Origin of the sequence: Streptomyces paradoxus, from assembly GCF_014202475.1 — a bacterium.
In the GTDB taxonomy this organism is placed as follows: domain Bacteria; phylum Actinomycetota; class Actinomycetes; order Streptomycetales; family Streptomycetaceae; genus Streptomyces; species Streptomyces paradoxus.
Window position 1 is genome coordinate 761,022 of sequence record NZ_JACHGV010000001.1, and the last position, 24,812, is coordinate 785,833.

Annotated in this window: 24 protein-coding genes; 7 read left to right on the forward strand and 17 right to left on the reverse strand. The window is 72.4% G+C overall.

All coding sequences use genetic code 11. The annotated features are described in order from the left end of the window. Positions 1 to 98 precede the first annotated feature (98 nt). On the reverse strand, positions 99 to 437 hold the full coding sequence (locus tag HNR57_RS03415; protein WP_184555616.1) for a MerR family transcriptional regulator: 339 nt from the start codon (positions 435 to 437) through the stop codon (positions 99 to 101). Between the two features lie 1,110 nt (positions 438 to 1,547). Between HNR57_RS03415 and HNR57_RS03420 the strand changes: the two genes are divergently transcribed. Beyond that, complete coding sequence (locus HNR57_RS03420; RefSeq protein WP_184555619.1) at positions 1,548 to 1,907, forward strand: GvpU-like protein; 360 nt, start codon at positions 1,548 to 1,550, stop codon at positions 1,905 to 1,907. A 100-nt stretch (positions 1,908 to 2,007) separates the two neighbouring features. Here HNR57_RS03420 and HNR57_RS03425 read toward each other — a convergent pair whose 3' ends face one another. The 7 genes from HNR57_RS03425 to HNR57_RS03455 form a co-directional block, all read right to left on the reverse strand. Beyond that, a complete protein-coding gene (locus tag HNR57_RS03425) occupies positions 2,008 to 2,316 on the reverse strand; it encodes an SCO5918 family protein (RefSeq protein WP_184555622.1) in 309 nt (102 codons plus the stop codon). Between the two features lie 513 nt (positions 2,317 to 2,829). After that, positions 2,830 to 3,033, reverse strand: coding sequence for a cold-shock protein (locus tag HNR57_RS03430; protein ID WP_003973099.1), 204 nt, complete (start codon positions 3,031 to 3,033; stop codon positions 2,830 to 2,832). 490 nt (positions 3,034 to 3,523) lie between these two features. Next, complete coding sequence (locus HNR57_RS03435) at positions 3,524 to 5,686, reverse strand: SWIM zinc finger family protein (protein ID WP_184555625.1); 2,163 nt, start codon at positions 5,684 to 5,686, stop codon at positions 3,524 to 3,526. Then, a complete protein-coding gene (locus tag HNR57_RS03440; protein ID WP_184555628.1) occupies positions 5,683 to 8,535 on the reverse strand; it encodes an SCO1167/SCO6262 family helicase in 2,853 nt (950 codons plus the stop codon). Before HNR57_RS03440 ends, HNR57_RS03435 begins: the two co-directional genes overlap by 4 nt. An 85-nt stretch (positions 8,536 to 8,620) precedes the next feature. Continuing rightward, positions 8,621 to 9,202 (reverse strand): sugar kinase, encoded by a 582-nt coding sequence (locus HNR57_RS03445; protein ID WP_184555631.1) that lies wholly within the window; start codon positions 9,200 to 9,202, stop codon positions 8,621 to 8,623. Then, complete coding sequence (locus HNR57_RS03450; RefSeq protein ID WP_184555643.1) at positions 9,199 to 10,344, reverse strand: ROK family glucokinase; 1,146 nt, start codon at positions 10,342 to 10,344, stop codon at positions 9,199 to 9,201. Before HNR57_RS03450 ends, HNR57_RS03445 begins: the two co-directional genes overlap by 4 nt. Before the next feature lie 113 nt (positions 10,345 to 10,457). After that, on the reverse strand, positions 10,458 to 11,195 hold the full coding sequence (locus tag HNR57_RS03455) for a GntR family transcriptional regulator (protein WP_184556567.1): 738 nt from the start codon (positions 11,193 to 11,195) through the stop codon (positions 10,458 to 10,460). 128 nt (positions 11,196 to 11,323) lie between these two features. Here HNR57_RS03455 and HNR57_RS03460 point away from each other — a divergent pair, with 128 nt between their 5' ends. Then, positions 11,324 to 12,343 carry a Gfo/Idh/MocA family protein gene (locus HNR57_RS03460; RefSeq protein ID WP_184555645.1) on the forward strand — a complete coding sequence of 340 codons (1,020 nt, stop codon included), beginning with the start codon at positions 11,324 to 11,326 and terminating at the stop codon, positions 12,341 to 12,343. Between the two features lie 16 nt (positions 12,344 to 12,359). On the opposite strand, the gene HNR57_RS03465 is transcribed toward HNR57_RS03460, so the two are convergent. Together HNR57_RS03465 and HNR57_RS03470 are read right to left on the reverse strand one after the other, a co-directional pair. Continuing rightward, a complete protein-coding gene (locus tag HNR57_RS03465; RefSeq protein ID WP_184555647.1) occupies positions 12,360 to 13,034 on the reverse strand; it encodes a response regulator in 675 nt (224 codons plus the stop codon). Between the two features lie 46 nt (positions 13,035 to 13,080). Continuing rightward, positions 13,081 to 14,355 carry a sensor histidine kinase gene (locus HNR57_RS03470; protein WP_376772149.1) on the reverse strand — a complete coding sequence of 425 codons (1,275 nt, stop codon included), beginning with the start codon at positions 14,353 to 14,355 and terminating at the stop codon, positions 13,081 to 13,083. Positions 14,356 to 14,534: 179 nt separating this feature from the next. Here HNR57_RS03470 and HNR57_RS03475 point away from each other — a divergent pair, with 179 nt between their 5' ends. Further along, positions 14,535 to 14,735, forward strand: a complete 201-nt coding sequence (locus HNR57_RS03475) for a hypothetical protein (protein WP_184555649.1) — start codon at positions 14,535 to 14,537, stop codon at positions 14,733 to 14,735. 40 nt (positions 14,736 to 14,775) lie between these two features. On the opposite strand, the gene HNR57_RS03480 is transcribed toward HNR57_RS03475, so the two are convergent. Then, entirely contained in the window at positions 14,776 to 15,171 is a 396-nt protein-coding gene (locus tag HNR57_RS03480) for a ribonuclease domain-containing protein (RefSeq protein WP_184555652.1), read from the reverse strand. Positions 15,172 to 15,279: 108 nt separating this feature from the next. Continuing rightward, positions 15,280 to 15,906 carry a dihydrofolate reductase family protein gene (locus HNR57_RS03485; protein WP_184555654.1) on the reverse strand — a complete coding sequence of 209 codons (627 nt, stop codon included), beginning with the start codon at positions 15,904 to 15,906 and terminating at the stop codon, positions 15,280 to 15,282. A gap of 149 nt (positions 15,907 to 16,055) precedes the next feature. Between HNR57_RS03485 and HNR57_RS03490 the strand changes: the two genes are divergently transcribed. Further along, positions 16,056 to 16,799 (forward strand): SDR family oxidoreductase, encoded by a 744-nt coding sequence (locus HNR57_RS03490; protein ID WP_184555657.1) that lies wholly within the window; start codon positions 16,056 to 16,058, stop codon positions 16,797 to 16,799. Between the two features lie 57 nt (positions 16,800 to 16,856). Here HNR57_RS03490 and alc read toward each other — a convergent pair whose 3' ends face one another. After that, positions 16,857 to 17,972, reverse strand: a complete 1,116-nt coding sequence (alc, locus tag HNR57_RS03495; protein WP_184555660.1) for an allantoicase — start codon at positions 17,970 to 17,972, stop codon at positions 16,857 to 16,859. Between the two features lie 38 nt (positions 17,973 to 18,010). Next, positions 18,011 to 19,351, reverse strand: coding sequence for an allantoinase AllB (gene allB / locus HNR57_RS03500; RefSeq protein WP_184555663.1), 1,341 nt, complete (start codon positions 19,349 to 19,351; stop codon positions 18,011 to 18,013). A 247-nt stretch (positions 19,352 to 19,598) separates the two neighbouring features. On the opposite strand from allB, the gene HNR57_RS03505 reads away from it, so the two are divergent. Continuing rightward, the gene (locus tag HNR57_RS03505; protein WP_161369035.1) at positions 19,599 to 20,396 is read left to right on the forward strand and encodes an IclR family transcriptional regulator; all 798 of its coding nucleotides are present in this window, start codon (positions 19,599 to 19,601) and stop codon (positions 20,394 to 20,396) included. A 125-nt stretch (positions 20,397 to 20,521) separates the two neighbouring features. Here HNR57_RS03505 and HNR57_RS03510 read toward each other — a convergent pair whose 3' ends face one another. Further along, the gene (locus tag HNR57_RS03510) at positions 20,522 to 20,815 is read right to left on the reverse strand and encodes a DUF5955 family protein (RefSeq protein WP_313672948.1); all 294 of its coding nucleotides are present in this window, start codon (positions 20,813 to 20,815) and stop codon (positions 20,522 to 20,524) included. Between the two features lie 279 nt (positions 20,816 to 21,094). Between HNR57_RS03510 and HNR57_RS03515 the strand changes: the two genes are divergently transcribed. Both HNR57_RS03515 and aceB read left to right on the forward strand, forming a co-directional pair. After that, complete coding sequence (locus tag HNR57_RS03515; RefSeq protein ID WP_184555668.1) at positions 21,095 to 21,709, forward strand: nucleotidyltransferase family protein; 615 nt, start codon at positions 21,095 to 21,097, stop codon at positions 21,707 to 21,709. A 208-nt stretch (positions 21,710 to 21,917) separates the two neighbouring features. After that, the gene (gene aceB, locus HNR57_RS03520; RefSeq protein WP_184555670.1) at positions 21,918 to 23,543 is read left to right on the forward strand and encodes a malate synthase A; all 1,626 of its coding nucleotides are present in this window, start codon (positions 21,918 to 21,920) and stop codon (positions 23,541 to 23,543) included. A gap of 1 nt (position 23,544) precedes the next feature. Here the strand turns inward: aceB and HNR57_RS03525 are convergent, their stop codons facing one another. Together HNR57_RS03525 and HNR57_RS03530 are read right to left on the reverse strand one after the other, a co-directional pair. Then, complete coding sequence (locus HNR57_RS03525; RefSeq protein WP_184555672.1) at positions 23,545 to 23,832, reverse strand: Rdx family protein; 288 nt, start codon at positions 23,830 to 23,832, stop codon at positions 23,545 to 23,547. Next, positions 23,829 to 24,743 (reverse strand): HipA family kinase, encoded by a 915-nt coding sequence (locus HNR57_RS03530; RefSeq protein ID WP_184555674.1) that lies wholly within the window; start codon positions 24,741 to 24,743, stop codon positions 23,829 to 23,831. Before HNR57_RS03530 ends, HNR57_RS03525 begins: the two co-directional genes overlap by 4 nt. Positions 24,744 to 24,812 lie beyond the last annotated feature (69 nt).

Sequence of the window (24,812 nt, forward strand, 5' to 3'; positions counted from 1 at the left end):
CTGCACGCCCACACACCGCGTGACCATAGGAAATGCTCACACCGCACACCGAGACCGACGCGTGCGGTGCCCCGTCGACGCTGACCGGCACGCTCATCTCATGCTGCTGCCGTCGGGTTCGCTGATTCGGCGGCACGGCGATATTCGGCGTTGAGGCGCTGGGCTTCCTCGAGCTGGTCTTCGAGGATGACGATCCGGCAGGCGGCCTCGACGGGGGTCCCGTGGTCGACGAGTTCCCGGGCGCGGGCGGCGATGCGCAGCTGGTAGCGGGAGTAGCGGCGATGGCCGCCTGCGGAGCGGAGTGGGGTGATGAGGCGGTGTTCGCCGATGGCACGGAGGAAGCCCTGTGTCGTGCCGAGCAGTTCGGCGGCTCGGCCCATGGTGTAGGCGGGGTAGTCGTCGTCATCGAGACGGCCGAACGTGTCGTCTGCTGTCATTGCACCTCTCTGCGGAACGCGTGGAGGGGCCCTGGCGCCGTACTGGCACCAGGGCCCCGAAGGAACTACTACACCATCTGCGGGCCCTGATACTGCACCGGCCCTCTGTTTCCGCGGACCCGACCGAGATGCTGTCGGGGGCGCGGGGATCGCGGTTGCTCGACCGGAGACCACCTCACTATCGATGTCCTGCGGTACCCGGGCCCAAGACGTCCGCCCGGGCGATCCTGATGGCGCTCGGCTCCTCCGTTCTTCCCTCTTGATCAACTACTCACTGTGCCGTACTGCTCGTGGCGGCCCCTGATCACTGCGGGCCACCCGGTCCGGTCGTCAGCCCCGTCGCCGTCCTGCAACCGCTCTGGCTTCGGAACTCCACCACCGCACCGCCCTGCGAACTTCAACTGCGTACTGCTGCCCGGCAGTTCATGTCTGCCGGGCCTTGCTTGATCTCGGCTACGAGAGAAACCGTAACCGCACGGCCGCCGAATGTCTACTCTGGCTGGCATAGATTTCCGCGCGATCGAAGGTTAGGTATTCCGCCTCGACCGGCCCATGGGTGGTTCGAGCAGCTCCGAGGCTCAGTCCGGCGCTCGCGTGCCCCACCGCCGCGCAGCACGTCGGGCTGGGCGTGGCGTCGCCGATGCGCCGCGGCTACCGTCGGCCCGCACCGGCCAGCACTGCGTCCCGTGAAGAACACCACCGGTTGACGCTCCTGCTGCCGCCTCCGTGCCTTGACGAGGCTCCGCTTCCTCGTCCCGCGGCCACTCTCACCGTGGCCCCTGATCCAGCGGACCCGGTGGTCTTGTTCGTGACCGAGCTCGTCACCAATGCCCTGCGCCACGGCGGGGGCCCGCTGCACACTGGCACCGACCGCGCACCCCGACGCCATCGAGGTCGTCGTTCACGACCGCAGCCGGCCGTGTGCCGCGCATAGGTCACCCCTGACCTGAACGGCGGCGCCGGGGGACTTGGGCTGGCCCATGGTCACCCGCTCGCCCCATGCCACGGCGGTCGCCCGCCGGGCCTCCAGCGGCAGGACCGTGAGCGCCTGCCTTGCCCAGTGGCGGCACCGCTCAAGCAGCCGGACGGCCGGCGAATATAGTCCGCTTCATGTCGAAGCCTGACGAGCTGCTCGTTGACGTCGCCGCCATGGTGGAGTCCGCGCAGAGCAATCAGATGTCCCTGACCGTCGTCACCGGCGGCGCTGTCATCACCGGCCGCCTGGCTCCCGAATCGATGTGGAGGCGGCGGGTGTCGGATGTGCTGAGGGATTCCGCCCGCTTGGGCGAGTTCACCGCCGTCTTCGACGCCCCCGTGAAAAAGGACGGACCGCCCACCCACCTGCACCTCCATGTCGCCCGGATCCTGCAGGGCACGGTGGGGATCCCGGAGACGGGCGGGATGTACCGGGTTGCGATCGAGGAGGTCAGCGCCTGGACCATGGGCGACTTCAGCTATTCCGACCACTGAACGACGGCGACGGGAACCGGCCGCACGCAGTGTGGGCCCGACCGGCACACCGGCAGGGCCCACATTGTTGTTCAGGTGTCGCTCGTGCCTGTTTCCCCGGTCAGACGGATACGGGGGCGCCGAGCATCGAGGAGGCATGCTGCATCGGGCTGAGAATGCCCAGGGGCGCGGCCTTGGGGACGGCACGGCAGGTGAAGCCGAGCTGAGTCATGGCCCGCAGGACTTCTGCGGCGCTGAAGTCACGGCGGTCCTGGCGGGTGATGACCTGGCCGACCTGCTTGACGGGGTAGTGACGACGGCCGATGATCACCGATTCGCCGGTGACCGGTTCGGGCTTGATGCCCTTCATCGATTCCAGCACGCCGCCCTTGGTGAGCTCGAAGGGGAAGCGGGCGATGACGCAACGCATGTGGCCTCACAGAGAGAAGGGGGAGAACGGTCCGACCAGGGATGAGACAGTTCAGCGACAGAGGGCGAAGATGCCCCGGGCCGCTGTCTTACCCGTCGAAGGGGCGTGGCGTCCGCCGGGCGGGGCTGCGTCTGGTGCGGGCGGAGCGGTCGTCGTGTACGTGCGGTTCATGCGGAACCTTCCTCGATGTGGCACATATCAAGGAATTCCCGGAGCGATGAGCGGCATGGAGAATTACAAGTATGGACCGGTTGCAAAAGAGAGCAGATCTGGCCGGCGGAAATCTATGGGGCACAGGTGACATAATGAGCGACGCGATGGGATGTAGAACCCGGGCCTCGGCTGCGGTGCGGCTCTTCAGGGAGCCCGCGCGTCTCTGAAGGAGGAGCCGCGTGTGGTGGGCCTGCGGATTCCTCCGAGTCGTCCCGCGGATGAAACCGCTGCGGGAGATGCGTGCAGCTGGGGCCCGCACCCCGAAGGATGCGGGCCCCAGCTACAGATGGTGCGTGAGCGTCAGGCGGGAACGATGTTCTCAGCCGTCGGGCCCTTCTGGCCCTGCGCGATGTCGAAGTTCACCTTCTGGCCTTCGAGCAACTCACGGAAGCCCTGCGCCGCGATGTTCGAGTAGTGGGCGAACACGTCGGCGCCGCCACCGTCCTGCTCGATGAAGCCGAAGCCCTTTTCGGCGTTGAACCACTTCACGGTACCAGCAGCCATGTCATATCTCCTTTGGGGCAGTGCAGCGCCATCCGCACTGTGCGAACGCCGTGTCGCCGCGATGATTACCCCTCCCGGAAATGACCGGAAATACAAGAGCGCTCCCGACCGGCAGAAGCCTGGTGGGGACACTTGAAGTTCGGGAACCACAACTGCAACTGAGACCGACAGTAGCACGCCGGAACAGAACGTGCGTGTCGGATAATTCCACTTGCTCTTCGCGGCAAAAACTCCCACTGAGTGGTCCGTCAAAATCTGATCTCTCGGCCACAGATATTGATTCACTCGAAGTGCAATACAGCCCCGCACGCTTTCGCACACCTGGGGCGTCGCGGGGAGTTTTCGGTACTGGAGGGCAGGGGTCGCGGTCTCACTCACCGCTCCACGCTGACCGCCGGTTCCGGCACCGCCGACACGGGTCCCCCGGATCCTCGCATCCGGCTCCCGGATATCGCCGGGGCTGTTCCCCGGGGAGCACCTTGGGGTGTCGTCAGAGATCGCTCGGCAGACCCAGGCCGGTGAGGGCGCCGACCGGGTCCAGGTCGGGGGTGCCGCGCGGCCACCAGTCGTCACGGTCCGGCTCGGACTCGTAGGCGTACCAGAGGCCGTCGCGGCCGAGGCGGAGCTGGAGGTGGCCCCGGGGGTGGGTGAGGTGGTTGCGCCAGGGGCGGAAGGCGGGCAGGTCGGCGGCGAGCAGGAGGGGGCGGGCCCGGTCGAACCGCCCGGCCGGCGGGTCCCACGGCTCCTCCAGTACGGCGAGGCCCTCCAGCCCTCCCTGACGCCAGGCGGCGACCGCCCGGGCCAGCTCGGACGGGGTGCGGCCCGCCGCCGAGGCGAGGGACGCGTAGAGCGACCGGGTGCCGGCGGTGAGTCCCGCCCCGGGGCGTGCGGCGGCCAGACGGACCGCGTCCTGCCAGAAGGTCAGCTGCCCGACCGGGTCACGGCCGGTGCCGAGCAGGGCGTGGGCACGGGCGGCGGCGTCCGTGGCGAGCTGGTCCAGCGCGAAGGGGTCCGGGCCGCCGGGGGCCGCCGGGTAGGCCGGTGGCTGCTCGGGGTGCGCGGGTGGAGGCAGTGGTGAAGGAAGGGGCGCGAGGGCGCGCGACGCGAGGACCTCCGCGGCCCGCACGCCCGGCAAGGGCGCCGGGGCCTTGTCGCGCGCGGCGCGCGCCGCGCGGGTGGCGCTCAGTCGGGACAGCGCGTCGAGCAGGTCCCGTTCGCCTCTGCCGCGCAGCAGGAGCAGGACGAAGGGGTCGGCGTCGAGCAGCCGGGCGGTCTGGTAGCAGAGGGCGGCCGCGTGCTTGCAGGGGTGACCGCGGTCGGGGCAGCTGCACCGGGGCTCCAGGTCACCGGGGCCGGGCAGCAGCGGCACGCCACATTCCGCGAGGGAGTGGGGCATCTCCTTGTCGAGCAGCGCGGCGATGTGCCCGGGGCGGTCGGCGGCCGCGTCCAGGAAGCGGTCCCAGTCGGAGTCGTCGAGCGTGCGCAGGCGAACCTGGACGCGGTACGGGCGGGGGCGGCTGCCCTGGACGTAGGCCAGCACGAGTCCGGGCGTCACGGTGATGGCGTCGACATGCCCCTGCGCCGCGTACCCCCGCCCGCGCTCCAGCCGCTTCACGTCCAGCGCACCCTGCTCCAGCGCCCCGACCCAGGCGTTGCCCCACCAGCTCTCGGCGAAGCGGTCGCCCTCCCGGGGCGGGAAGGGCGGGAAGGTGCGGCGCAGGTCGCCGTCCCGGCCGGGGGCCGCCATGGAGCGGGGAGCTGTACGGGAGGCCGTGGAGCCGGGGGCGGTCATGGCGGGGGACGCCGAGTGGGCGGGCCCGGAGACGCGGGTCGGCGGGATCGGAGCCGCCGGGGCCGTCGGGGCCGTCGGCTGCGGGGCGTCGGTCGCGGGCACGGCCGGAGTCGCCGGGGCACTCGTCTCGGGGGTGGGGGCCGCGGCTGACGCCGCCAGACCGTTCCTCTCGTCGAGGTCGGAGGGCGTCTCCTCCGGTCCGGCAGGCACGTCCGGCAGTTCCGCCAGGTCCGGCGCATCCGATGCGTCTGACCTGTCGGACACCCCAGGGAGGTCCGACACGTCCCGCGCATCCGGCAGATCCGGCATCCGGAACGCGTCCGACAGCAGTCGTCGTACGTCGGGTGCTCCCTCGCCGACGCCGTGGTCGCGGGCTCGCCGGGCGGCCGCCGCCCTCTCGTCCACGGCTTTCTGCCGGGCCCTGCGCCTGCGCCGGGCGCCTTCCCGCTCGGTCTCCTCCCGGGCGCGCCGCGCGTCGTCCCGGGTCGCGCGCAGCGCCTCCCGCGCGATGTCCGCCGCGCGGTGACCGGCCGAAGGCGCCTCGGCCTCCTGCGCCCCGGTTCGATCCTCGGCCGGGGCGGGCCCGGCCGCAGCTTCCCGCGAACGCTCCGGCGCGGACGGCTCCGGCGCAGTCCCGGCTCCCCGGGTGTCCTCCTCCGGGTCCTGCCCGTCTCCTCGGCCGCTCCCCCGGTGCCCGGACACCGCCTTCCGCAGCGCCTCACGGGCGATGTCGCCGGGGCGCGGGACGTCCTGCCCCGCGGGCTCACCGCCCGGGGACGATGCCGGGTCCGGTCCCTGGGCCGCCCGCTCCCGGGCCTCCCGCAGGGCCCGGCGGGCCTCGTCGGCCGGGCCGGGGGTCATGACGACCTCCGCAGGGACACCAGGTCGGACAGCTCCCGGTCCGTCAGTTCCGTGAGGGAGGACTCGCCGGAGCCGAGGATCGCGTCGGCCAGGGCGCGCTTGGACTGGAGCATCTCGGCGATGCGGTCCTCCACGGTGCCCTCGGTGATGAGGCGGTGCACCTGCACCGGCTGGGTCTGGCCGATGCGGTAGGCGCGGTCGGTGGCCTGTTCCTCGACGGCCGGGTTCCACCAGCGGTCGAAGTGCACGACGTGACCCGCGCGGGTGAGGTTGAGTCCGGTGCCCGCCGCCTTCAGGGACAGGACCAGCACCGGTGTCGAACCGGCCTGGAAGCGGTCCACCATGCGCTCCCGCTCGGGGACCGGCGTACCGCCGTGGAGGAGGTCGACCGGGACCGCGCGGGTGGCCAGGTGGGAGGTGATGAGGCGGGCCATCCCGACGTACTGGGTGAAGACGAGGGCGGACCCGTCCTCCGCCAGGAGTGTGTCCAGCAGTTCGTCGAGGAGGGCGAGTTTGCCGGAGCGGGCGGCGAGCCGGTCGCCCGCGGCCGGGGTGTGCTCCTCCTTGAGGAACAGCGCCGGGTGGTTGCAGATCTGCTTCAGCGATGTGAGGAGCTTCAGCACCAGGCCGCGGCGGGGCATGCCCTCGGCCGTCTCGATGGCGAGCATCGACTCGCGGACCACCGCCTCGTACAGCGCGGCCTGTTCACGGGTGAGCGGGACCGGGTGGTCGGTCTCCGTCTTGGGCGGCAGCTCGGGCACGATGCCCGGGTCGGACTTCTTGCGCCGCAGCAGGAAGGGCCTCACCAGGCGGGCCAGGCGCTCCACCGCCTCCTCGTCCTCGCCGTTCTCCACGGCGCGCGCGTGCCGGGCGCGGAAGGACTTCAGCGGGCCGAGGAGGCCGGGGGTCGTCCAGTCGAGCAGGGCCCACAGCTCCGAGAGGTTGTTCTCGACGGGCGTGCCGGTGAGGGCCACGCGTGCGGGTGCCGGGATGGTGCGCAGCGCCTTGGCGGTGGCCGAATAGGGGTTCTTGACGTGCTGTGCCTCGTCGGCCACGACCATGCCCCAGTCACGCTCGGCCAGGGCGGGGGCCGCTGAGCGCATGGTCCCGTAGGTGGTGAGGACGAAGCCGCCGTCGAGGCCGTCGAGGCTGCGGTCCGGGCCGTGGAAGCGGCGGACGGGCACGCCGGGGGCGAAGCGGGTGATCTCCCGCTGCCAGTTGCCCAGCAGGGAGGCGGGGCAGACGACCAGGGTCGGCTCACGGCGGGCCCGCTTGAGGTGCAGGGCGATGAGGGTGACGGTCTTGCCGAGGCCCATGTCGTCGGCCAGGCAGCCGCCGAGACCGAGGGTGGTCATCAGGTCGAGCCAGGCCAGGCCCCGCAGCTGGTAGTCCCGGAGGGTGGCCCGCAGGTCCGGGGGCGGTTGCGCCGGGCGGATCCCCGCGGTCAGGCGGTCGCGCAGGGCGGCCAGTGCGCCCAGGGGGACGGCCTCGACCGTCTCGCCGTCCACGTCGGCCGTGCCGGTGAGGGCGACGGACAGGGCGTCGACCGGGTCGAGCAGGCCGAGGTCCCGCTTGCGGGCCTTGCGGACGAGGGCCGGGTCGACCAGCACCCACTGGTCGCGCAGCCGGACGACCGGGCGGTGGGCCTCGGCGAGGGCGTCCATCTCGGTGTCGGTGAGAGGGTCGCCGCCGAGCGCCAGCTGCCAGCTGAACCGGAGGAGGTCCTCGCTCTCGAAGAAGCCGGTGCCGTCGGTCGCCGAGCCGGGGGCCGGGCGGACCACCGCAGCGGCGGACAGATCCTGCGCGAGGTCCCGCGGCCAGTGCACGGCGACGCCGGCCGCGGCGAGCCGGGTCGCCGCGACCCCGAGCAGGTCGCTGAGCTCGTCCTCGGTCAGGGCCAGCACGTCGGGCACGTCCTGGTCGGCGAGCCGGTCGAGCGGGGGCCAGACGCGGGCCGCGCGGCGGACGGCGAGGGCGGCGTCCACCCGTGCGCGGGGCCCGAAGGCCTCGGCGGCCTCCCCCGCCCACAGGGCCGCCGCGTCGGCCACGAGAGTGGGGTCGGCGAGGCTGTGCACCTGGACGATCGCGGCGCCGGCGCCGCGGGCGCGGCCGTCGGAGGCGTCGTCGAACAGGTCGTACGCCGACAGGTCCAGGCGGAGCGAGATCCGCACGCCGGCGTCCATGCCCGCGGCGACCTCGGCGGCCCAGTCCTGGGCGGCGGGCAGGTGCTGGGGCTCGCGGGCCGCGAAGGGCCTGCCGGAGGTGTGGGGCGCGGCCGGGGTGCGGGGCAGGGTGTCGGCGACGGCGTCCAGGAAGGCGCGGACCAGTGCTTCCGGTTCGGGCAGCCGGATCGGGCCGGGACCGGGCAGCGGCACGGCGTGGCCCTCGTAGGGCAGGGCGGCGGCAACGGCGCGCAGGTGCCCGATGTCGTCCGGGTCGAGAGGGCCGGCGCGCCAGGCGTCGTGGCCCGTGGGGGTGAGGCCGGGGAGCAGCCGGCCGCGGGCGGTCAGCCGCAGGGCGTGCAGGGCGGCGGCGCCCCAGCAGGCCGTGGCGGGGTGGGCCGCCGGGTCGTGCCGGGCGCGCACGAGGAGCGGCAGGGCCGCGTCGAGCGGCAGGGTCAGCGCGGGGGTGGTGCGCCGCCGGACCCCGGCGGCGCCGTGCCGTCGCACGACGGTCAGCTCGGTGGCCGCGGTGTGCTCCGGGTCCCCGGCGGGCAGGGGTTCGCCCTCGGGGTCCCAGAAGGCGATGCGTCCCTCGCGCGGGAGGGGTGCGGGCAGGAAGACGGCCGGGAGGCGGACCGGGACCGCCGCGTCCCTGGTCCGTTCGGCTGCCGGAGCCGTCTGTCCCATACGTCCTGCCACCTCCCGCCCCGCGTGTCGGATCAGTTGTCTCCGACTCTACGGGCGGGGTCTGACACTCGGCTCCGGAAGCCCCCTAGGGCACGGTCCGGGCCACGACGTACACCCAGGGGTACGCCGGGTTGGACAGGTCCACGACCACGTCGTGGGTGGGGGCCGGCTTCTTCTGCCGGTGGACGAAGCCGTACCAGGAGTCGGTCGTGGCGAACTTCCAGCCGGTGATCTTCCGGTCGCGGGCGCCGATGGTGACGTCGCCCTTGTTCAGGTCCTTCCGCGTCACGCCCAGGCCGGTCAGGTAGGCGTCCAGGCCGGCGGCGTTGGTCTCGAACTGGGTGTAGAGGCGGCTGGTCTTCCAGTTGTTGGTCTCGTAGTACGCCACGTGCCAGGCCGGGTGCGGGACGGGGACCTGGTAGATCCGGCGCTGGAGCTTGGAGGGCCAGCCCTCGGTCAGGCCGGTCGCCGAGTACTTCGCCTCCTTGTCCTTGCCGCTGTCGCGGCTCTGGTTCGCGGAGATCACGAGGTAGCCGGCCGGGATGCCGATGAGCAGCACGATGATCAGCAGGGTGAGGGCCCTGCGGCGGATCATGTGGCGGCGGTCCTCGACCGGGCGGTCCGGCTCGTCGGGCCAGGATCCCTGGTGGGGCAGGGAGGTGGTCACGGCGTCTCCTGGGTACTGCGGAGCGACTGCGTGTAGCGCTCGTACCGCTCGTAGCGCTCCACGCGGCGGCGCTTGGCGCGGCGGAAGCGGCGGGCGACCAGCCGGGCGAGGTCGGCGGCGCCGACCATGCCGGCCTCGGGGCCGAGCTGGGCGCGGACGATGCGGGCCTCGGGGCGGTAGCCGCGGCCGGTGAGGTGCCGCTTGAAGGCATCACGGGCCGGGCCGATCAGCAGGTCGTCGGCGGCCGAGACACCGCCGCCGATCACGAAGCAGGAGGGGTCGAGGGCGGCGGCGAGGTTGGCGATGCCGACGCCGAGCCACTGGCCGATGTCCTGGAGCAGCTCGATGCACATGGCGTCGCCGTCGCGGGCCAGCTCGGTGATCATCGGACCGGTGATGTCGCCGATGCTGCCCTTGACGTGCTCGATGATCCCGTAGGCGACGGGCGAGTCGGCGGCGGCCAGCTCGCGGGCCTCGCGGACCAGGGCGTTCCCGGAGCTGTACTGCTCCCAGCAGCCGCGGTTGCCGCACGGGCAGCGGTGGCCGCCGGGCACGACCTGCATGTGGCCGAACTCGCCGGCGACGCCGTACTTGCCGCGCTTGACCTGGCCGTCCTCCAGGATCGCGCCGCCGATGCCGGTGCCGAGGGTGATCATGACGAGGTGGTCCTCGCCCCGGCCGGCGCCGAAGCGCCATTCCGCCCAGGCGGCGGTGTTGGCGTCGTTGTCCACGAGGACGGGGACGGAGAGCCGGCCCGAGAGGCGGTCGCGGAGTGGTTCGTTGCGCCAGGACAGGTGGGGGGCGAACAGCACCCGGTTGCGGTCGGCGTCCACCCAGCCGGCCGCGCCGATACCGACGGCGTGCACGTCGTGCCGGTCGGAGAGGTCCAGGACCAGCTCGGCGATGGTGTCCTCGACGACCTTGGGGCTCTTGGACTTGTCCGGGGTCTCCGTGCGGAGCATCTCCAGGATGTTGCCGTCGGCGTCGACGCCCGCCATCACCTTCGTACCGCCGATGTCGATGCCGACCGTGGGCACGCGGGGCGCCGTCAGGTGCGAGCGGCGCTCCCGGGTGCCGACGGTGCGGAGCGCTGTGGCGCGGCGGGAGCCGATGGGGGCGGTGAAGTCGCGGTAGGTGCTCATCGCCGCCGATTCTGCCTCACGGGGAGGCGGGGTGCGGAGCGGGGGAACAACCCGCCGTCACCGTGTGCGGGTGCGTGGGGGCCGGCCGCGCAGTTCCCCGCGCCCCTGAGAAATCAGGGGCGTACCAGCAACTGGAACTCGAAGGAGTAGCGCGTCGGGCGGTACGTGTGTGTGCCGTACTCCACTGCCCGGCCCGTGTCGTCGAACGTGACGCGTTGCATGGTCAGCAGCGGCGCGCCCGTCTCCTCCGCCAGGCGGTCAGCCTCCTCCGTCGTCGCCGCCCGGGCGCCGATGGACTGGCGGGCGCTGTGCAGGGTGATGCCCGCAGCGCGCATCAGGCGGTAGAGGCCCGTGGTCTCCAGCTGGTCCGTGTCGAGATCGATGAGGCCGGGGGGCAGGAAGTTGCAGAGGTAGGCCATGGGCTCGCCGTGGGCGAGGCGGAGGCGCTCCACGCGGTGGACGTCGCTGTCCTCGGCGACGCCGAGCGCGGCGGCGACCTCGGCGGAGGCGGGGACGAGCTTGTTGACGAGGACCCGGGTGGCCGGGCGCTGGCCCGCCGCCTCCAGGTCGTCGTAGAGGCTGCTGAGCTCCAGCGGGCGTTTGACCTGGCTGTGCACGACCTGGGTGCCCACGCCGCGGCGGCGGACGAGGAGGCCCTTGTCGACGAGCGACTGGATGGCCTGGCGGACGGTCGGCCGGGACAGGCCGAGCCGGGCGGCGAGTTCGATCTCGTTGCCCAGCAGGCTGCCGGGGGTCAGCGTGCCGTGCTCGATCGCGGCCTCCAGCTGCTGGGACAGCTGGAAGTACAACGGCACGGGGGAGCTGCGGTCCACGCTCAGCTCGAGCTGCACGGTCGGGTCCACTTCTGGTTTCGGCACGGGCCGAGCGTAGCTCCGTGCGTTGTTGACGGGAAGTCGTGTAGTCAGATTGTCCGGACATACAGATTGACAGCGGCGAGTTGGGCACGCACTTTGTTTTCATGCGCATCGGCGTCATCGGTACGGGCCGCATCGGCACCATCCACGCGAACACGCTCAGCCGGCATCGCGACGTCGGCTCCCTGATCCTCACGGACGCGGACGCCGCCCGGGCCCAGGAACTGGCGCACCGGCTGGGCGAGACGGCTGCGCCCGGCGTGGAGGAGATCTTCCGCTGGGGGGTCGACGCGGTGGTGATCACGACGGCGACGTCGGCCCACGCCGAACTGATCGGTCGGGCAGCACGCTCGGGTCTGCCGGTGTTCTGCGAGAAGCCCATCGCGCTGGATCTGCCGGGGTCCCTGGCCGCGATCTCCGAGGTCGAGACGGCCGGGACAGTCCTCCAGATGGGCTTCCAGCGCCGCTTCGACGCGGGCTACACGGGGGCACGTGAGGCCGTGCGCTCCGGTCGGCTGGGGAGGCTGCACACCGTGCGGGCCCTGACCAGCGACCAGGCGCCGCCGGACGCCGCGTGGCTGCCGCTGTCCGGCGGGCTGTACCGGGACACGCTGATCCACGACTTCGACGTGCTGCGCTGGGTGACCGGCCGGGAGGTGACGGACGTCTACGCCGCCGGGTCCGACGCCGGTCCCCGGATGTTCCGCGAGGCGGGCGACGTCGACACCGCGGCCGCGCTGCTCACCCTGGACGACGGCACGCTGGCCACCCTCACCGCGACCCGGATGAACGGGGCCGGCTACGACGTGCGCATGGAGCTCGCCGGGGAGCGCGACCAGATCGTGGTCGGTCTGGACGACCGTACGCCGATCGCGTCCACCGAGCCGACCGGGCCGCCGGCCGCGGACAAGCCGTGGACGGGCTTCCTGGAGCGCTTCGGACCCGCCTACGAGGCCGAGCTGAACGCGTTCGTGGAGGTCGTCCGGGGCGAGCGGGCCAACCCCTGCGACGGGCGCGAGGCGCTGCAGGCGCTGCGGATCGCCGAGGCGTGCGAGCTGTCGCGGCGGGAGCGCAGGCCGGTGCGCCTCGCGGAGATCGCCGGGGCCTCCCCCGCGTTCGCCTGACGGCGGTCCCCCGCGGTCAGTGCTCCTGCTCCTCCTCCAGGAGCCCGGCGTCGTAGGCGAGCAGCGCGATCTGCACCCGGTTGTTGAGGTCCAGCTTGGCCAGGATGCGCGAGACGTGTGTCTTCACGGTGGCGACGCTCATGAACAGTCCGGTGGCGATCGCGGCGTTGGCCAGGCCCCGGCCGACCGCGACGGCGACCTCGCGCTCGCGTTCGTTGAGGACGGACAGGCGTTCCCGCGCGCGGGTGCGGCGCGTGTCGGCCGCGGTGCCGACGGCGTGCCGCATCAGCTGGCGGGTGACCGCGGGCGACAGGACGGGGTCGCCGGCCGCGACCCGGCGCACCGCCGCGAGGATCTCGGCCGGCGGGGTGTCCTTGAGGACGAACCCGGCGGCACCCACGCGCAGTGCGCGCAGCACCTGCTCGTCGGCGTGGAACGTGGTGAGCACCACCACCTGCGGGGCGTCCTCACGGGCGCGCAGCCGCTCCGTGGCGGTGAGACCGTCCACCGCCGGCATCCTGATGTCCATCAGTACGACGTCCGGGCGGGTGCGGTCGACGAGGGCCTCCACCTCGGCGCCGTCGGCGGCCTCGCCGACGATCTCGATGTCGTCGGCGCCGCCCATCATGAAGGACAGCCCGGCCCGCACCAGCGGATCGTCGTCGACGAGGAGCACTCTGATCGCAGTCATGGGCCCTAAGTAATCACGGCCGGGCCGGGCGGCGGGGCACAAGGCGTCACCCCCACGGCAGCCACGCCCGCACCTCGAACCCGCCCCGCGGGGTGGGCCCGTGCTCCAGCCGGCCGCCCGCGAGGGTCGCCCGCTCCGTGAGGCCGATCAGACCCTGCCCGGAGCCGGGGACGGGTGGCACCTCGCCCTCGGGCGGCGGGTTGCGCACGAGGACGCTGAGGCCGGTGCCCGGCGCGCCGGTGACGGTCACGGTGACCTCCGTGCCGGGCGCGTGCTTGCGCGCGTTCGTCAGGCCCTCCTGGGTGATCCGGTAGGCGGTGCGGCCGACGGAGGACGGCACGGCGGCGGGGTTCTCGACGCGGTGGTCGAGGGAGACCTTCATACCGGCCTCGCGGGACTCGGCGACCAGGGTGTCCAGCGCCGCGAGTGTCGGCTGCGGCCGGCCGGTGTCGTCGGGCTCCCCCGCCCGCAGCACGCCGATGATCTCCCGCAGGTCCTGGAGGGCCTCGTGGGCGCTCTCCCGGATCACGCCCGCCGCCCGCGCCGTCTCCGCCGGGGGTGCGTCGGGCCGGAACTCCAGGGCGCCGGCGTGCACGCTCAGCAGGGTCAGCCGGTGGGCGAGCACGTCGTGCATCTCCCGCGCGATGGCCTCGCGGGCGAGCCGCTGCGCCTGCTCGGCCCGCAGCCGCGCCTCCGTCTCGGCGCGCCGGGCGCGGTCCCTGAGACTCACCATGAGCTGCCGCTTGGCGCGTACGAACATGCCCCAGCCGACGATCGCCAGGGTGAGCAGCACGGCGAACGGGACGCTCACCAGGTAGGGGACGTCCGCGTCGGGGCGCACCCAGTAGTAGAGGGGCACCAGCGCCACGTTGACGCCGCCCACCCAGGCCACGTACCGGAAGGGCCGGTGCACGGCGAGGGTGAACAGGGCGATGAGGCCCGCGCCGCCCGAGGTGTCGGAGAGGAGGCTGATGGGGGTCAGCGCCACGGCCAGCCCCAGCGGCCAGCGGCGCCGCAGCCAGACCGCCGCGCAGGCCAGCGCGCCGATCACCTGGTCGGCGACGGCGAGTCCGTCCGGTACATGGGGGTTGTCGGCGAGCGCCTCCATGGCGGTCGCGCCGACCACCACGGCCAGCAGGAAGCAGGAGAAGTCGACGACCCAGTCGCGGGCGGTGCGCCGGGGCCGCCGCCCGGCCCGTGCGGCGTCGGGGTCGAGTTCGTGCAGGAGCGCCGACGGGAAGAACCATCTGCGCCCGGTGAACAGCGCGGGCGTCTCTCCCACCGGCAGCGGGGAGGCCTGCCCCACGTCGTCACCCTTCACGAGCGCCAAATCTACGCAGCAGCAGCCCGCCGCACCCGCTCTCGCGCGGGATCGTCGACCAAAGTCGCCACGGCGCAGACTTTCGTCGCCGTCGTGGCTCCGGAGCGGGGACTTCCGCCCCCCGGGGGGTCGCCCAAGGGCCGATGTGCGTGGGGGGTCCGCGGGGCGAGGCTGAGGGCATGAAGCAGGTACTGGAGATTCTCGGCCTGCTCGCCCTGGTGCAGGGCGTGGCGGGCCTGGTGCACGAGTTCACCGACTGGAACTGGGGCCTGGTGCAGCGGCTGGGGTTCCTCGACGGCTACGAGGTCTACGCGAGCGTCGCGCTGCTCGTGCTGGGCGTCGCCCTGTTCGCGGCGGCCGGGAGCCGGAGGTCCGTCTGAGCAGGTGGACGGACCTCCGGCCCGCGGCCCCGGCGAGGGGTCAGCAGCCGTAGTCGACCAGGTCGAACGACGCGTAGTGGTCGGCCGTGTAGTAGTCCTCCCGGTTCTCCTCACCGGTGACGATGCGCCGGGCACCGCGGGTGGAGGAGCCCGGGGTGATGACCGTGTACTCGTGGTAGTAGCCGGACGACTGGCCGGGCAGGATGCCTTCCCGGTTCTGGAAGACGGTGCCGTCCTGTTCGAACGGGTAGGGACCGCCCTGCTCGATCAGGTCGAGCGTGTCATGGGCCTGGGACGGCAGCTTGCTGTAGCAGATGTCGCCGACGGCGGTGGGGGCGGCGTCGGCCGTGGTCGCGGAGACGGTTCCGCCGACGAGGAGGGCGGACAGGAGGGCGGCTGCTGCGCCGAGCCGCGAGGCGCGTGGGGGGAAATTCATGACGCTCATGATGACGCGCGTAGACGCTGGCATGTCAATGACAAGCCTGGCGAATTTCCTGTGAAACCCCATGCGTTCGCGGGGAGTTCACCCGCGCCCCGGCCCCCCTCACACGTCCTCCGGGAGTCCGAACTCGCCGTACTCCGGGCGGCCCTTCAGGTCGTACGTCTGGACCGACACGCCCGCGCCGGTGACGCTCCCGCCGGTGTGCTCGAACGCGGTCGGCGCGGCGCCCTCCGTGAACAGCCGGAACCCGGAGCCGAGCACGACCGGGAAGGTCAGCAGGTGCAGCGTGTCCACGAGGCCGAGCGCCAGCAGGGACCGGACGAGGGCGCCGCTGCCGTGCACCTGGACCTCGCCGTCGGTGCGCTCCTTCACACCGGCGACCTCCTCTGCGAGATCGCCGGTCAGCACCGTGGTGCCCGCCCAGCCGGGGTCCTTCAGGGTCGAGGAAGGCACGTACTTCGGCAGGGAGTTGAGCCGGGAGGCGACCGGGTCGGCGGGGTCGGTCACCTTGGGCCAGTAGGTGGCGAAGATGTCGTACGTGCGGCGGCCGAGCAGGAAGGCACCCGGACGGGTGAAGACCTCGCCGATGAACCGGCCGAAGTCCTCGTCGGCGTACGGGAAGCTCCAGCCGCCGTGGGTGAAGCCGCCGCGGGTGTCCTCCTGCGGCCCGCCGGGAGCCTGGTAGACGCCGTCGAGGGTGATGAAGAGGGTGGAGACGAGCTTGCCCATGGCGAAACCTTCCTTCGGAACCGGACGGATCTGTTGTCATCGGTTCAGACCCGGCCGCCTCCCGCAACTCATCGCCGCACCGCCGGCGATCTCACCTCGACGTCCGTTCGCCGCCAGCGCCGGTGGCGCGCGGCCGCTGGGATGGACTCATGACCATTCAGGGAACTCTGCACGGCAAGGTGGCTCTCGTGACCGGCGGGAGCCGTGGGATCGGCGCGGCGACGGCGGTGCGGCTGGCGCGGGAGGGCGCGGACGTGGCCGTCGGCCATGTGAACGGCAAGGAGGCGGCCGAGGACGTCGTCCGGGAGGTGGAGGCGCTGGGGCGCCGGGCGGTGGCCGTGCGCGCGGACGTGGCACGGCCTGCCGAGGCGGCCGCCGTGGTGGACGCGGCGGCAGAGGCGCTGGGCGGGCTCGACATCCTGGTCAACAACGCCGGTGTGGGGGTGCTCGGGCCGCTGGAGGCCCTGTCGCTCGCGGAGGTGGACCGGGTCCTGGACGTCAACGTCCGGGGGGTCTTCCTGGCCTCTCAGGCGGCCGCGGCACGGATGCCCGAGGGCGGGCGGATCATCACGATCGGCAGTTGCATGGCCCAGCGGGTGCCGGGGCCCGGCGGGACGCTCTACGCGACGAGCAAGGCGGCCCTGGCCGGTCTGACGAAGGCGCTGGCCAGGGAGCTGGGCGGACGCGGGATCACGGCGAACCTCGTCCTTCCCGGCCCGATCGACACGGACATGAATCCGGCGCACGGGCCGTACGCGGCCGGCCAGGCGGCGATGACGGCGCTGGGCCGGTTCGGGACGGCGGACGAGGTGGCGTCGATGGTCGCCTACCTGGCGGGGGCGACGTACGTGACCGGGGCGGAGTTCCCGGTGGACGGCGGCCACGCGGCGTGAGGCACGTGGGGCGCACCGGTGCTGTCCGGCCGGCGCGCCCCACGGTCACGGGGTGGTTCAGCCCCCCAGCTCCTGGTGGCGTGCCGCCAGCCGGCTCGTGCCCTCCTGGGTCAGGGAGCCGAACAGGCGGAGCCGGGAGATGCCCCCGTCGGGGAAGATGTCCACGCGCGCGTGCGTGCCGACGGCCGGTTCCGGCAGGACGAAGCGGTGGTTGGTGTCGGGCTGGAGACGGGTGCGGGGAAGGATCTCCTGCCAGTCGCCGTCCTCGCCGTCCCTGACCGACACCGACGCCCAGCCGGCGCTGTTGCCCTTGAGGTAGGCGGTGTCGATCTCCAGGGCGCGGATCTGCGCCTGGGCGGCCAGCCGGTAGCGGATCCAGTCGTGGCCCCGGTCGCGGCGGCGGCGGGTCTCCCAGCCGTCGTCCATCTTCAGGGAGCGGCCCGGCTGGATGGTGTTGGAGGCGGGCGAGTAGAAGCGGTTGGAGGCGTCCTCGGCCCGGCCGCCGTTCTCCAGGGCGACGACGTCGAAGGTGCCGAGCGCCTCCAGCCACGCGGGGTCGGGGACGACCTCGCCGTGGACGCGCAGGCGCGCGATGCCGCCGTCGGGGTGCTGGTTGACCCGCAGGTGCGTGAAGCACTGCTCGACGTCGACGGCGAACCCGTTCGCCGCGTGGCCGCCGACCGGGGTGCGCGGGACGAGAGTCGTCCACTTCACGTCGTCCCCGAGGAGTTCCTCCGGCGACGGGGAGCCGATGACGGCCGTGCCCTCGACGGACACGGACTGCGGGTAGTTGCCGCGGAAGTGGGCGGTGTCGACGACGATCCCGCGGATCACGCCCGGGGCGCCGAGGCGGACCAGGGCCCAGTCGTGGTCCTCGGCGGCCGGCCAGGGGTGGCCCGCGGAGGCGCCCCGGCGGCGGCGGGTCTCCCAGCCGTCCATGATCTTGCCCTTGTGCCCGAAGTGCTCGGGGTCGAACTCGGCGGGCCCGGGCACCAGCAGGTTCTCGCGCTGGGCGAAGAACTCGTCGTTGGCGGCGATGACACCGGCACCGAGGCGCCGGTCGGCGAGGTCGGTGTACTGGGTGAAGGGGAAGTCCGCGGTGCGGTAGTCCGCGTACGGGTCGCCGCCTCCGTAGGGGTTCGCGTCGCCGGTGAAACTGGGGATCGCCGTCACGATGATCAGGTCTGCCTTTCGGGTGTCCGGGATGGGATTCAGTGGGTCCGGGTGAGGAGCTGCCCCTTCGGTTCGGTGAACTCGCCGTCCGCGACGATGCGCTGCCCGCGCAGCCAGGTGGACTTCACGACGCCGTGCAGGGTCTTGCCGGCGTAGGCCGTGACGCGGTTGCGGTGCTGGAGGGCGGCCGGGTCGACGGTGAAGGTCTCATCGGGGGCGAGGACGGCGAAGTCGGCGTCGCGGCCCACCGCGATGGCGCCCTTGCGGTCGTCGAGGCCGACCAGTTCGGAGGTGCGCGCGGACATCCAGCGCACCACGTCCTCCAGGCCGTGCCCGCGTCTGCGGGCCTCGGTCCACACCGCGGCCAGGCTGAGCTGGAGTCCGGAGATGCCGCCCCAGGCGGTCGCGAAGTCGTCGGTCTTCAGGTCGGCCGTGGACGGGGAGTGGTCGGTGACGACACAGTCGATGGTGCCGTCGGCGAGCGCCTGCCAGAGCAGGTCCTGGTTGGCGGCTTCGCGGATGGGCGGGCAGCACTTGAACTCGCTGGCGCCGTCGGGCACTTCCTCGGCGGTGAGGGTCAGGTAGTGGGGGCAGGTCTCCACGGTGATGCGGACGCCCTCCGCCCGCGCCTCGGCGATCATCGGCAGGGCGTCGCTGGAGGAGAGGTGCAGGACGTGCACGCGCGCGTGGAGGGCCTTCGCCTCGCGGATGAGCTGGGCGATGGCGGTGTCCTCGGCGTCCCGGGGGCGGGAGGCGAGGAAGTCGGCGTACTTCGGGCCCGCCTGCTGCGGGGCGGAGGCGAGGAGGCGGGGGTCCTCGGCGTGCACGATGAGCAGCCCGTCGAAGGCGGCGATCTCGGCCATGGTGCGGGCCAGGGGCTCCCGCTCCAGGTGCGGGAACTCGTCCACGCCGGACGGCGACAGGAACGCCTTGAAGCCGAACACGCCGGCCTCGTGCAGCGGGCGGAGTTCCTTGATGTTGCCGGGCAGCGCGCCGCCCCAGAAGCCGACGTCGATGTGCGCCTTGCCGGCGGCGACCCGCTGCTTGGTGCGCAGGTGCGGGACGGTCGTGGTCGGCGGGAGGGAGTTCAGGGGCATGTCGACGAGCGTCGTGATGCCTCCGGCCGCGGCGGCGCGGGTGGCCGTCCAGAAGCCCTCCCACTCGGTGCGGCCCGGATCGTTGACGTGCACGTGCGTGTCGACGAGGCCGGGCAGCAGGACGTGGTCGCCCAGGTCCTCCAGGCGGGCGCTCTCCGGTACGGGCGCGTCGTACGGGAGGACGGCCGTGATCGTGCCGTCGGCGACCGCGACCGATGCGGCGCGCGTCCCCTCGGGAGTGATGACACGCGTCGAGCGAAGCACCAGTTCAGCGTCGGACACCCGAACCCCTTACTTCCAGTCACTTCCGCGTAACGGAATTCAACTTTCTGTTGAAGGAGTCTTCACTCCCTCTTCCGCGACGTCAAGGGCACACTTGGCTACGGCGCCCTTCGGTGAACACTCCTGGACGTTTCCACAAAGCGGAATTAAACTTCCAGTACGCAGAACGTAGCTACGTACAAGCGGGGAGTCAACCGACCGCCGGGTAGGCTTCTGCCCTTCCCGCCCGCCCCGAAAGGAACGCGCCGTGCCGACGTCCAGCGCCAGCACCACCGACTCCGCCCGGTCCTCCGCCAACGGCGGCGTCCAGTCCCTGGAGCGCGCCTTCGACCTGCTCGAACGGATGGCGGACGCGGGCGGCGAGGTCGGCCTGAGCGAGCTGTCCGCGAGCAGCGGCCTGCCCCTGCCGACCATCCACCGCCTGATGCGCACGCTGGTGGCCTGCGGGTACGTGCGTCAGCAGCCCAACCGGCGGTACGCGCTCGGCCCGCGCCTGATCCGCCTCGGCGAGTCGGCCTCCCGACTGCTGGGCACCTGGGCGCGGCCGTACCTTGCGCGGCTGGTCGAGGAGACCGGCGAGACGGCGAACATGGCACTGCTGGACGGGGACGAGATCGTCTACGTGGCGCAGGTGCCCTCGAAGCACTCGATGCGCATGTTCACGGAGGTCGGCCGGAGGGTGCTGCCGCACTCCACCGGCGTGGGCAAGGCTCTGCTCGCCGGTTTCCCGCCGGAGGAGGTGCGGGCGCTGCTCTCCCGTACGGGCATGCCCGCCGCGACGGAGAAGACGATCACGACGCCCGACGGGTTCCTCGCGGCCCTGGAGGACGTGCGCCGGCAGGGCTACGCCATCGACGACAACGAGCAGGAGATCGGGGTCCGTTGCCTCGCGGTCCCGGTGCCCGACTCCCCCACCGCCGCGGCCATCTCCATCTCGGGCCCGGCGGGCCGGGTCACGGAGGCGGCGACGGACAAGATCGTGCCGGTGCTCCAGCAGGTCGCGGGGGAACTGTCCGAGGCCCTCGCGAGTCAGAGCCCCGCGTAACGGCGCGCCCGTCCGGGCCTGGGGCCCGCCGTCTGGATCAGCCCGCAGACGCGGGGCCCGGCACGCACCTCTGCGGCGTCGAGAGGATCCGCCGATCCCCTGCGGCCTGACCCGAACGACAGGTCCTAGCCCTGCCCCCGCACCGGCTCCCCGAAGAGATCCACCGCCCGGCGGACCTCCCTCAGTTCCGCGGACAGGGCGCTCACCGAGCCGATCGCGCCCGCGATCAGCAGCAGGGAGCGGCGCAGGCAGGGGATTTCGGGGATGCCGTCGGCGGCCATGGCGGCCACGGCTGCCAGTTCCTCCTCGGCGATGGTCCGGTCGGCGAACTCGCCGGGGTGGGCAGCCAGCCGGCGGCGCAGCCGCGACACGGCGGAGCGCAGCTCCGTCACGCGCGGGTCCTCGCCACCGCCGGTCACAGGCCCCTGCCGCTTCTGCTCGACGCTTGGCAACACAGTCCTCCCCCTCGCACCTCGTCGTGCGCGCGCCCTTCCGGCGCCAAGTCCCCCGCACCCGGCAGCCGTCGGGCACCCGGCCGGCCGGTGCGGGCGACAGTAAACGACGCGGACCACCAGACGCCAGTCCATTGCGTCATCGACTTGTTTCGCTGAGTGACTTTCTGGCCCGAGGCGCACGCCCGTCCGACGCGCACCCCGCGCCGTCGCACCCCTGTGCGGGGCGTGCGGTATGCAGGAGCCATGACGACACGGGAGACGGCGGAGGGGACACCGGCGGTTGCGGGACTGCTGCTCGCGGCGGGGGGCGGACGGCGGCTCGGCGGGCGGCCCAAGGCGCTGCTCCCGCACCGGGGGCGGCCTCTCGTGGAGCACGCGGTGCGGGTGCTGCGGGAGGGCGGTTGCAGGACCGTGCACGTGGTCCTGGGCGCGCGGGCCGACGAGGTGCGCGCCCGGGCCTCGCTCCCGGGGTGCGTCCTGGTGGACAACCCCGACTGGGAGCAGGGCATGGGGAGTTCCCTGCGCGCCGGACTCGGCTCGCTCGCGGGCACGGGCGCCGGGGCCGCCCTGGTGTCACTGGTCGACCAGCCCGGCATCGGACCGGAGGCGGTGGCCCGGGTCCTCGCGGCCCACGCGGGCGAGGAGTCGCTCGTTTCCGCCTCGTACGACGGTGAGCGCGGCCATCCGGTGCTGTTCGGCGCCGCCCACTGGGCGGGCATCGCCGCGACTGCGCAAGGGGACCGGGGGGCACGCGCCTACTTGAAGGAGCACCGGCCGGAGGTGGTCCTCGTCGAGTGCGGGGATGTCGCCCGGCCTTTCGACATCGACACCGAGGCCGATCTGGCCCACCTGGAGTGAGCGGGGTGGCACGGAGCGCCACCTTGCCTCGACCCGGAGAATCTCGACATCAACAGACGATTGAACTTCCACTATGAGGAAACTAGTATCCACTGTTCAGAAGCGCCCGTCTGCTCCGCGGGCGCCGAACGCCGTATCCGGGAAGACTGGCACCCGGTGCCGAGCACGCCGGCTCGTCTTCACAGCTCGCTGAAGGAAGTGACCGTTCATGTCCGCTCCAGCGCCGTCTCCGCTGGCCATCGTCGACGCCGAGCCCCTGCCCCGGCAGGAGGAGGTCCTCACCGAAGCGGCGCTCGCCTTCGTGGCCGAGCTGCACCGGCGGTTCACGCCCCGGCGTGACGAACTCCTCGCCCGCCGCGCCGAGCGCCGCGCCGAGATCGCCCGCACCTCCACCCTCGACTTCCTCCCGGAGACGGCCGCGATCCGCGCCGACGACTCCTGGAAGGTCGCGCCGGCCCCGGACGCGCTGAACGACCGCCGGGTCGAGATCACCGGCCCCACCGACCGCAAGATGACCATCAACGCCCTCAACTCGGGCGCCAGGGTGTGGCTCGCGGACTTCGAGGACGCCTCCGCACCCACCTGGGAGAACGTGGTCCTCGGCCAGGTCAACCTGAGCGACGCCTACACCCGCACCATCGACTTCACCGACCCGAAGTCCGGCAAGTCCTACGCCCTCAAGGCGAACGAGGAACTCGCCACGGTCGTCATGCGCCCGCGCGGCTGGCACCTGAACGAGCGTCACCTCGTCGACGCCGACGGCACCCCGGTGCCCGGCGCCCTCGTCGACTTCGGCCTGTACTTCTTCCACAACGCCCAGCGCCTGCTGGACCTCGGCAAGGGCCCGTATTTCTACCTCCCCAAGACGGAGTCCCACCTGGAGGCCCGCCTCTGGAACGACGTCTTCGTCTTCGCGCAGGAGTACTGCGGCATCCCCCAGGGCACCGTCCGCGCCACCGTCCTCATCGAGACGATCACGGCCGCGTACGAGATGGAGGAGATCCTCTACGAGCTGCGCGACCACGCCTCCGGGCTGAACGCGGGCCGCTGGGACTACCTGTTCTCCATCGTCAAGAACTTCCGTGACGGCGGCGCGAAGTTCGTGCTGCCGGACCGCAACGCGGTGACGATGACGGCCCCGTTCATGCGCGCCTACACCGAACTCCTCGTGCGCACCTGCCACAAGCGCGGCGCGCACGCCATCGGCGGCATGGCGGCCTTCATCCCCTCCCGCCGGGACGCCGAGGTCAACAAGGTCGCTTTCGAGAAGGTCCGCGCCGACAAGGACCGCGAGGCCGGCGACGGCTTCGACGGCTCCTGGGTCGCCCACCCCGACCTGGTGCCGATCGCCATGGAGTCCTTCGACAAGGTCCTCGGCGACAAGCCCAACCAGAAGGACCGGCTGCGCGAGGACGTCGACGTCAAGGCCGCCGACCTCATCGCCGTCGACTCGCTGGACGCCAAGCCCACCTACGCGGGTCTGGTCAACGCCGTGCAGGTCGGCATCCGTTACATCGAGGCCTGGCTGCGCGGCATGGGCGCGGTCGCCATCTTCAACCTGATGGAGGACGCGGCCACCGCCGAGATCTCCCGCTCCCAGATCTGGCAGTGGATCAACGCGGAGGTCGTCCTCGACAACGGCGAGCAGGTCACCGCCGACCTGGCCCGCAAGGTCGCCGCGGAGGAACTCGCGAACATCAAGGCCGAGATCGGCGAGGAGGCCTTCGCCGCCGGCCACTGGCAGCAGGCGCACGACCTGCTGCTGACGGTCTCCCTCGACGAGGACTACGCCGACTTCCTGACCCTCCCGGCGTACGAGCAGCTCAAGGGCTGACTCAGTCCGCGGACGGCTTCTCCGAGTGGCCCAGGGACTTCTCCGGGGCCACTCGGTCGCGTACGGCCTGCTTCACGGCCGTCGGCTCCGGGAAGCCCTGCTCGCGCCGGTCCCAGACGACCTCGTCGCCGACGCGGACCACGAACACCCCGCCCGTGCCGGGCTTCAGGGCCAGCTCCGTGAGTTCGGCCTCGAAGGTCGTGAGCAGCTCCTGCGCCAGCCAGGCCGCGCGGGGCAGCCAGCGGCACTGGGTGCAGTACTCGATCTCGACCCGCTGAACGTCCGTCATCCGAGGTGCACCGACCAATCCTGCTGAGCCGCGGGCTTGCCGTGCAGGTCGGGCACCTGCTTGAGCCACGCGGGGCGTCCTTGCTGGTTCTTCGCCGCCCGGAGGGCCTCCTCGGCGGCGAGTTCCTCCCGGGTGGGGAAGCCCGTGGGCAGCCAGTCCCCGGAGGCCCGCACGCGCGCGTGCAGGTACGTCACGTACGCCTCGCGCACCTCGTCCGCGGTGGCGAAGCCCGGCTCGCCGGCCAGCCAGGCGTCCGGGACCTCGGCGAGGATCCGCCGCAGCAGTTCCTCGGTGACCCGGGGCGCCAGCTCGGCGTCGGCGGCCCGGACGTCGGGCCCGTAGTGGCCGAGGGCGTGGTGCCGGAAGTCGTAGGTCTTGCGGGGGTCGGTGGCGTCCCAGCGGTGGTGGAAGACCAGCGCGGCCCCGTGGTCGATCAGCCACAGGCGCGGGGGTGCCACGCCGAGGGTGGGCCAGACCATCAGGTTGGAGCTGTGGACCGTACGGTCGACGTTCACGGTCAGGGCGTCCAGCCAGACGATCTTCCCCGCCTCCAGCGGGTCGACGGGGAAGACCCGGGCGAGCTCCGGGGTGAAGTCGCGGGCGCCCGGCAGGTAGTCCATGCCGAGGTTGACGCCCGCGCTGGCCGCGTGCAGGCCCCGCACCTCCTGATGCGGCTCGTGGTCCGCGATCGCGGGGTCGAAACGCACCAGGACCAGCTCGGGGAAGCGCAGCCCGAGGGCACGGGCCAGCTCCCCCACGATCACTTCGGCGACGAGTGCCTTGCGGCCCTGCGCGGAGCCGGTGAACTTCACGACGTAGGTGCCGAGGTCGTCCGCCTCGACGACGCCGGGCACGGAACCGCCGGATCGCAGCGGTTCGATGTAGCGGGTCGCGGTGACCTCTCTCAGCATGGTCCAGGGCTCCACGGCGGGCAGAATCCGAAGGCGCCATCGTAACCAGGCACGACAGCCGGTCAGGAG

Bases quoted from the DNA above. Each gene is read 5' to 3' on its own strand.
- HNR57_RS03525 (WP_184555672.1), bottom strand. From the start codon at position 23,832: ATGACGGACGTTCAGCGGGTCGAGATCGAGTACTGCACCCAGTGCCGC.
- HNR57_RS03465 (WP_184555647.1), bottom strand. From the start codon at position 13,034: ATGACTGCGATCAGAGTGCTCCTCGTCGACGACGATCCGCTGGTGCGG.
- aceB (WP_184555670.1), top strand. From the start codon at position 21,918: ATGTCCGCTCCAGCGCCGTCTCCGCTGGCCATCGTCGACGCCGAGCCC.
- HNR57_RS03450 (WP_184555643.1), bottom strand. From the start codon at position 10,344: ATGAGCACCTACCGCGACTTCACCGCCCCCATCGGCTCCCGCCGCGCC.
- HNR57_RS03440 (WP_184555628.1), bottom strand. From the start codon at position 8,535: ATGGGACAGACGGCTCCGGCAGCCGAACGGACCAGGGACGCGGCGGTC.
- HNR57_RS03530 (WP_184555674.1), bottom strand. From the start codon at position 24,743: ATGCTGAGAGAGGTCACCGCGACCCGCTACATCGAACCGCTGCGATCC.
- HNR57_RS03490 (WP_184555657.1), top strand. From the start codon at position 16,056: ATGACCATTCAGGGAACTCTGCACGGCAAGGTGGCTCTCGTGACCGGC.
- HNR57_RS03430 (WP_003973099.1), bottom strand. From the start codon at position 3,033: ATGGCTGCTGGTACCGTGAAGTGGTTCAACGCCGAAAAGGGCTTCGGC.
- HNR57_RS03460 (WP_184555645.1), top strand. From the start codon at position 11,324: ATGCGCATCGGCGTCATCGGTACGGGCCGCATCGGCACCATCCACGCG.
- HNR57_RS03415 (WP_184555616.1), bottom strand. From the start codon at position 437: ATGACAGCAGACGACACGTTCGGCCGTCTCGATGACGACGACTACCCC.
- HNR57_RS03420 (WP_184555619.1), top strand. From the start codon at position 1,548: ATGTCGAAGCCTGACGAGCTGCTCGTTGACGTCGCCGCCATGGTGGAG.
- HNR57_RS03480 (WP_184555652.1), bottom strand. From the start codon at position 15,171: ATGAATTTCCCCCCACGCGCCTCGCGGCTCGGCGCAGCAGCCGCCCTC.
- HNR57_RS03435 (WP_184555625.1), bottom strand. From the start codon at position 5,686: ATGACCCCCGGCCCGGCCGACGAGGCCCGCCGGGCCCTGCGGGAGGCC.
- HNR57_RS03425 (WP_184555622.1), bottom strand. From the start codon at position 2,316: ATGCGTTGCGTCATCGCCCGCTTCCCCTTCGAGCTCACCAAGGGCGGC.
- HNR57_RS03515 (WP_184555668.1), top strand. From the start codon at position 21,095: ATGACGACACGGGAGACGGCGGAGGGGACACCGGCGGTTGCGGGACTG.
- HNR57_RS03485 (WP_184555654.1), bottom strand. From the start codon at position 15,906: ATGGGCAAGCTCGTCTCCACCCTCTTCATCACCCTCGACGGCGTCTAC.
- HNR57_RS03475 (WP_184555649.1), top strand. From the start codon at position 14,535: ATGAAGCAGGTACTGGAGATTCTCGGCCTGCTCGCCCTGGTGCAGGGC.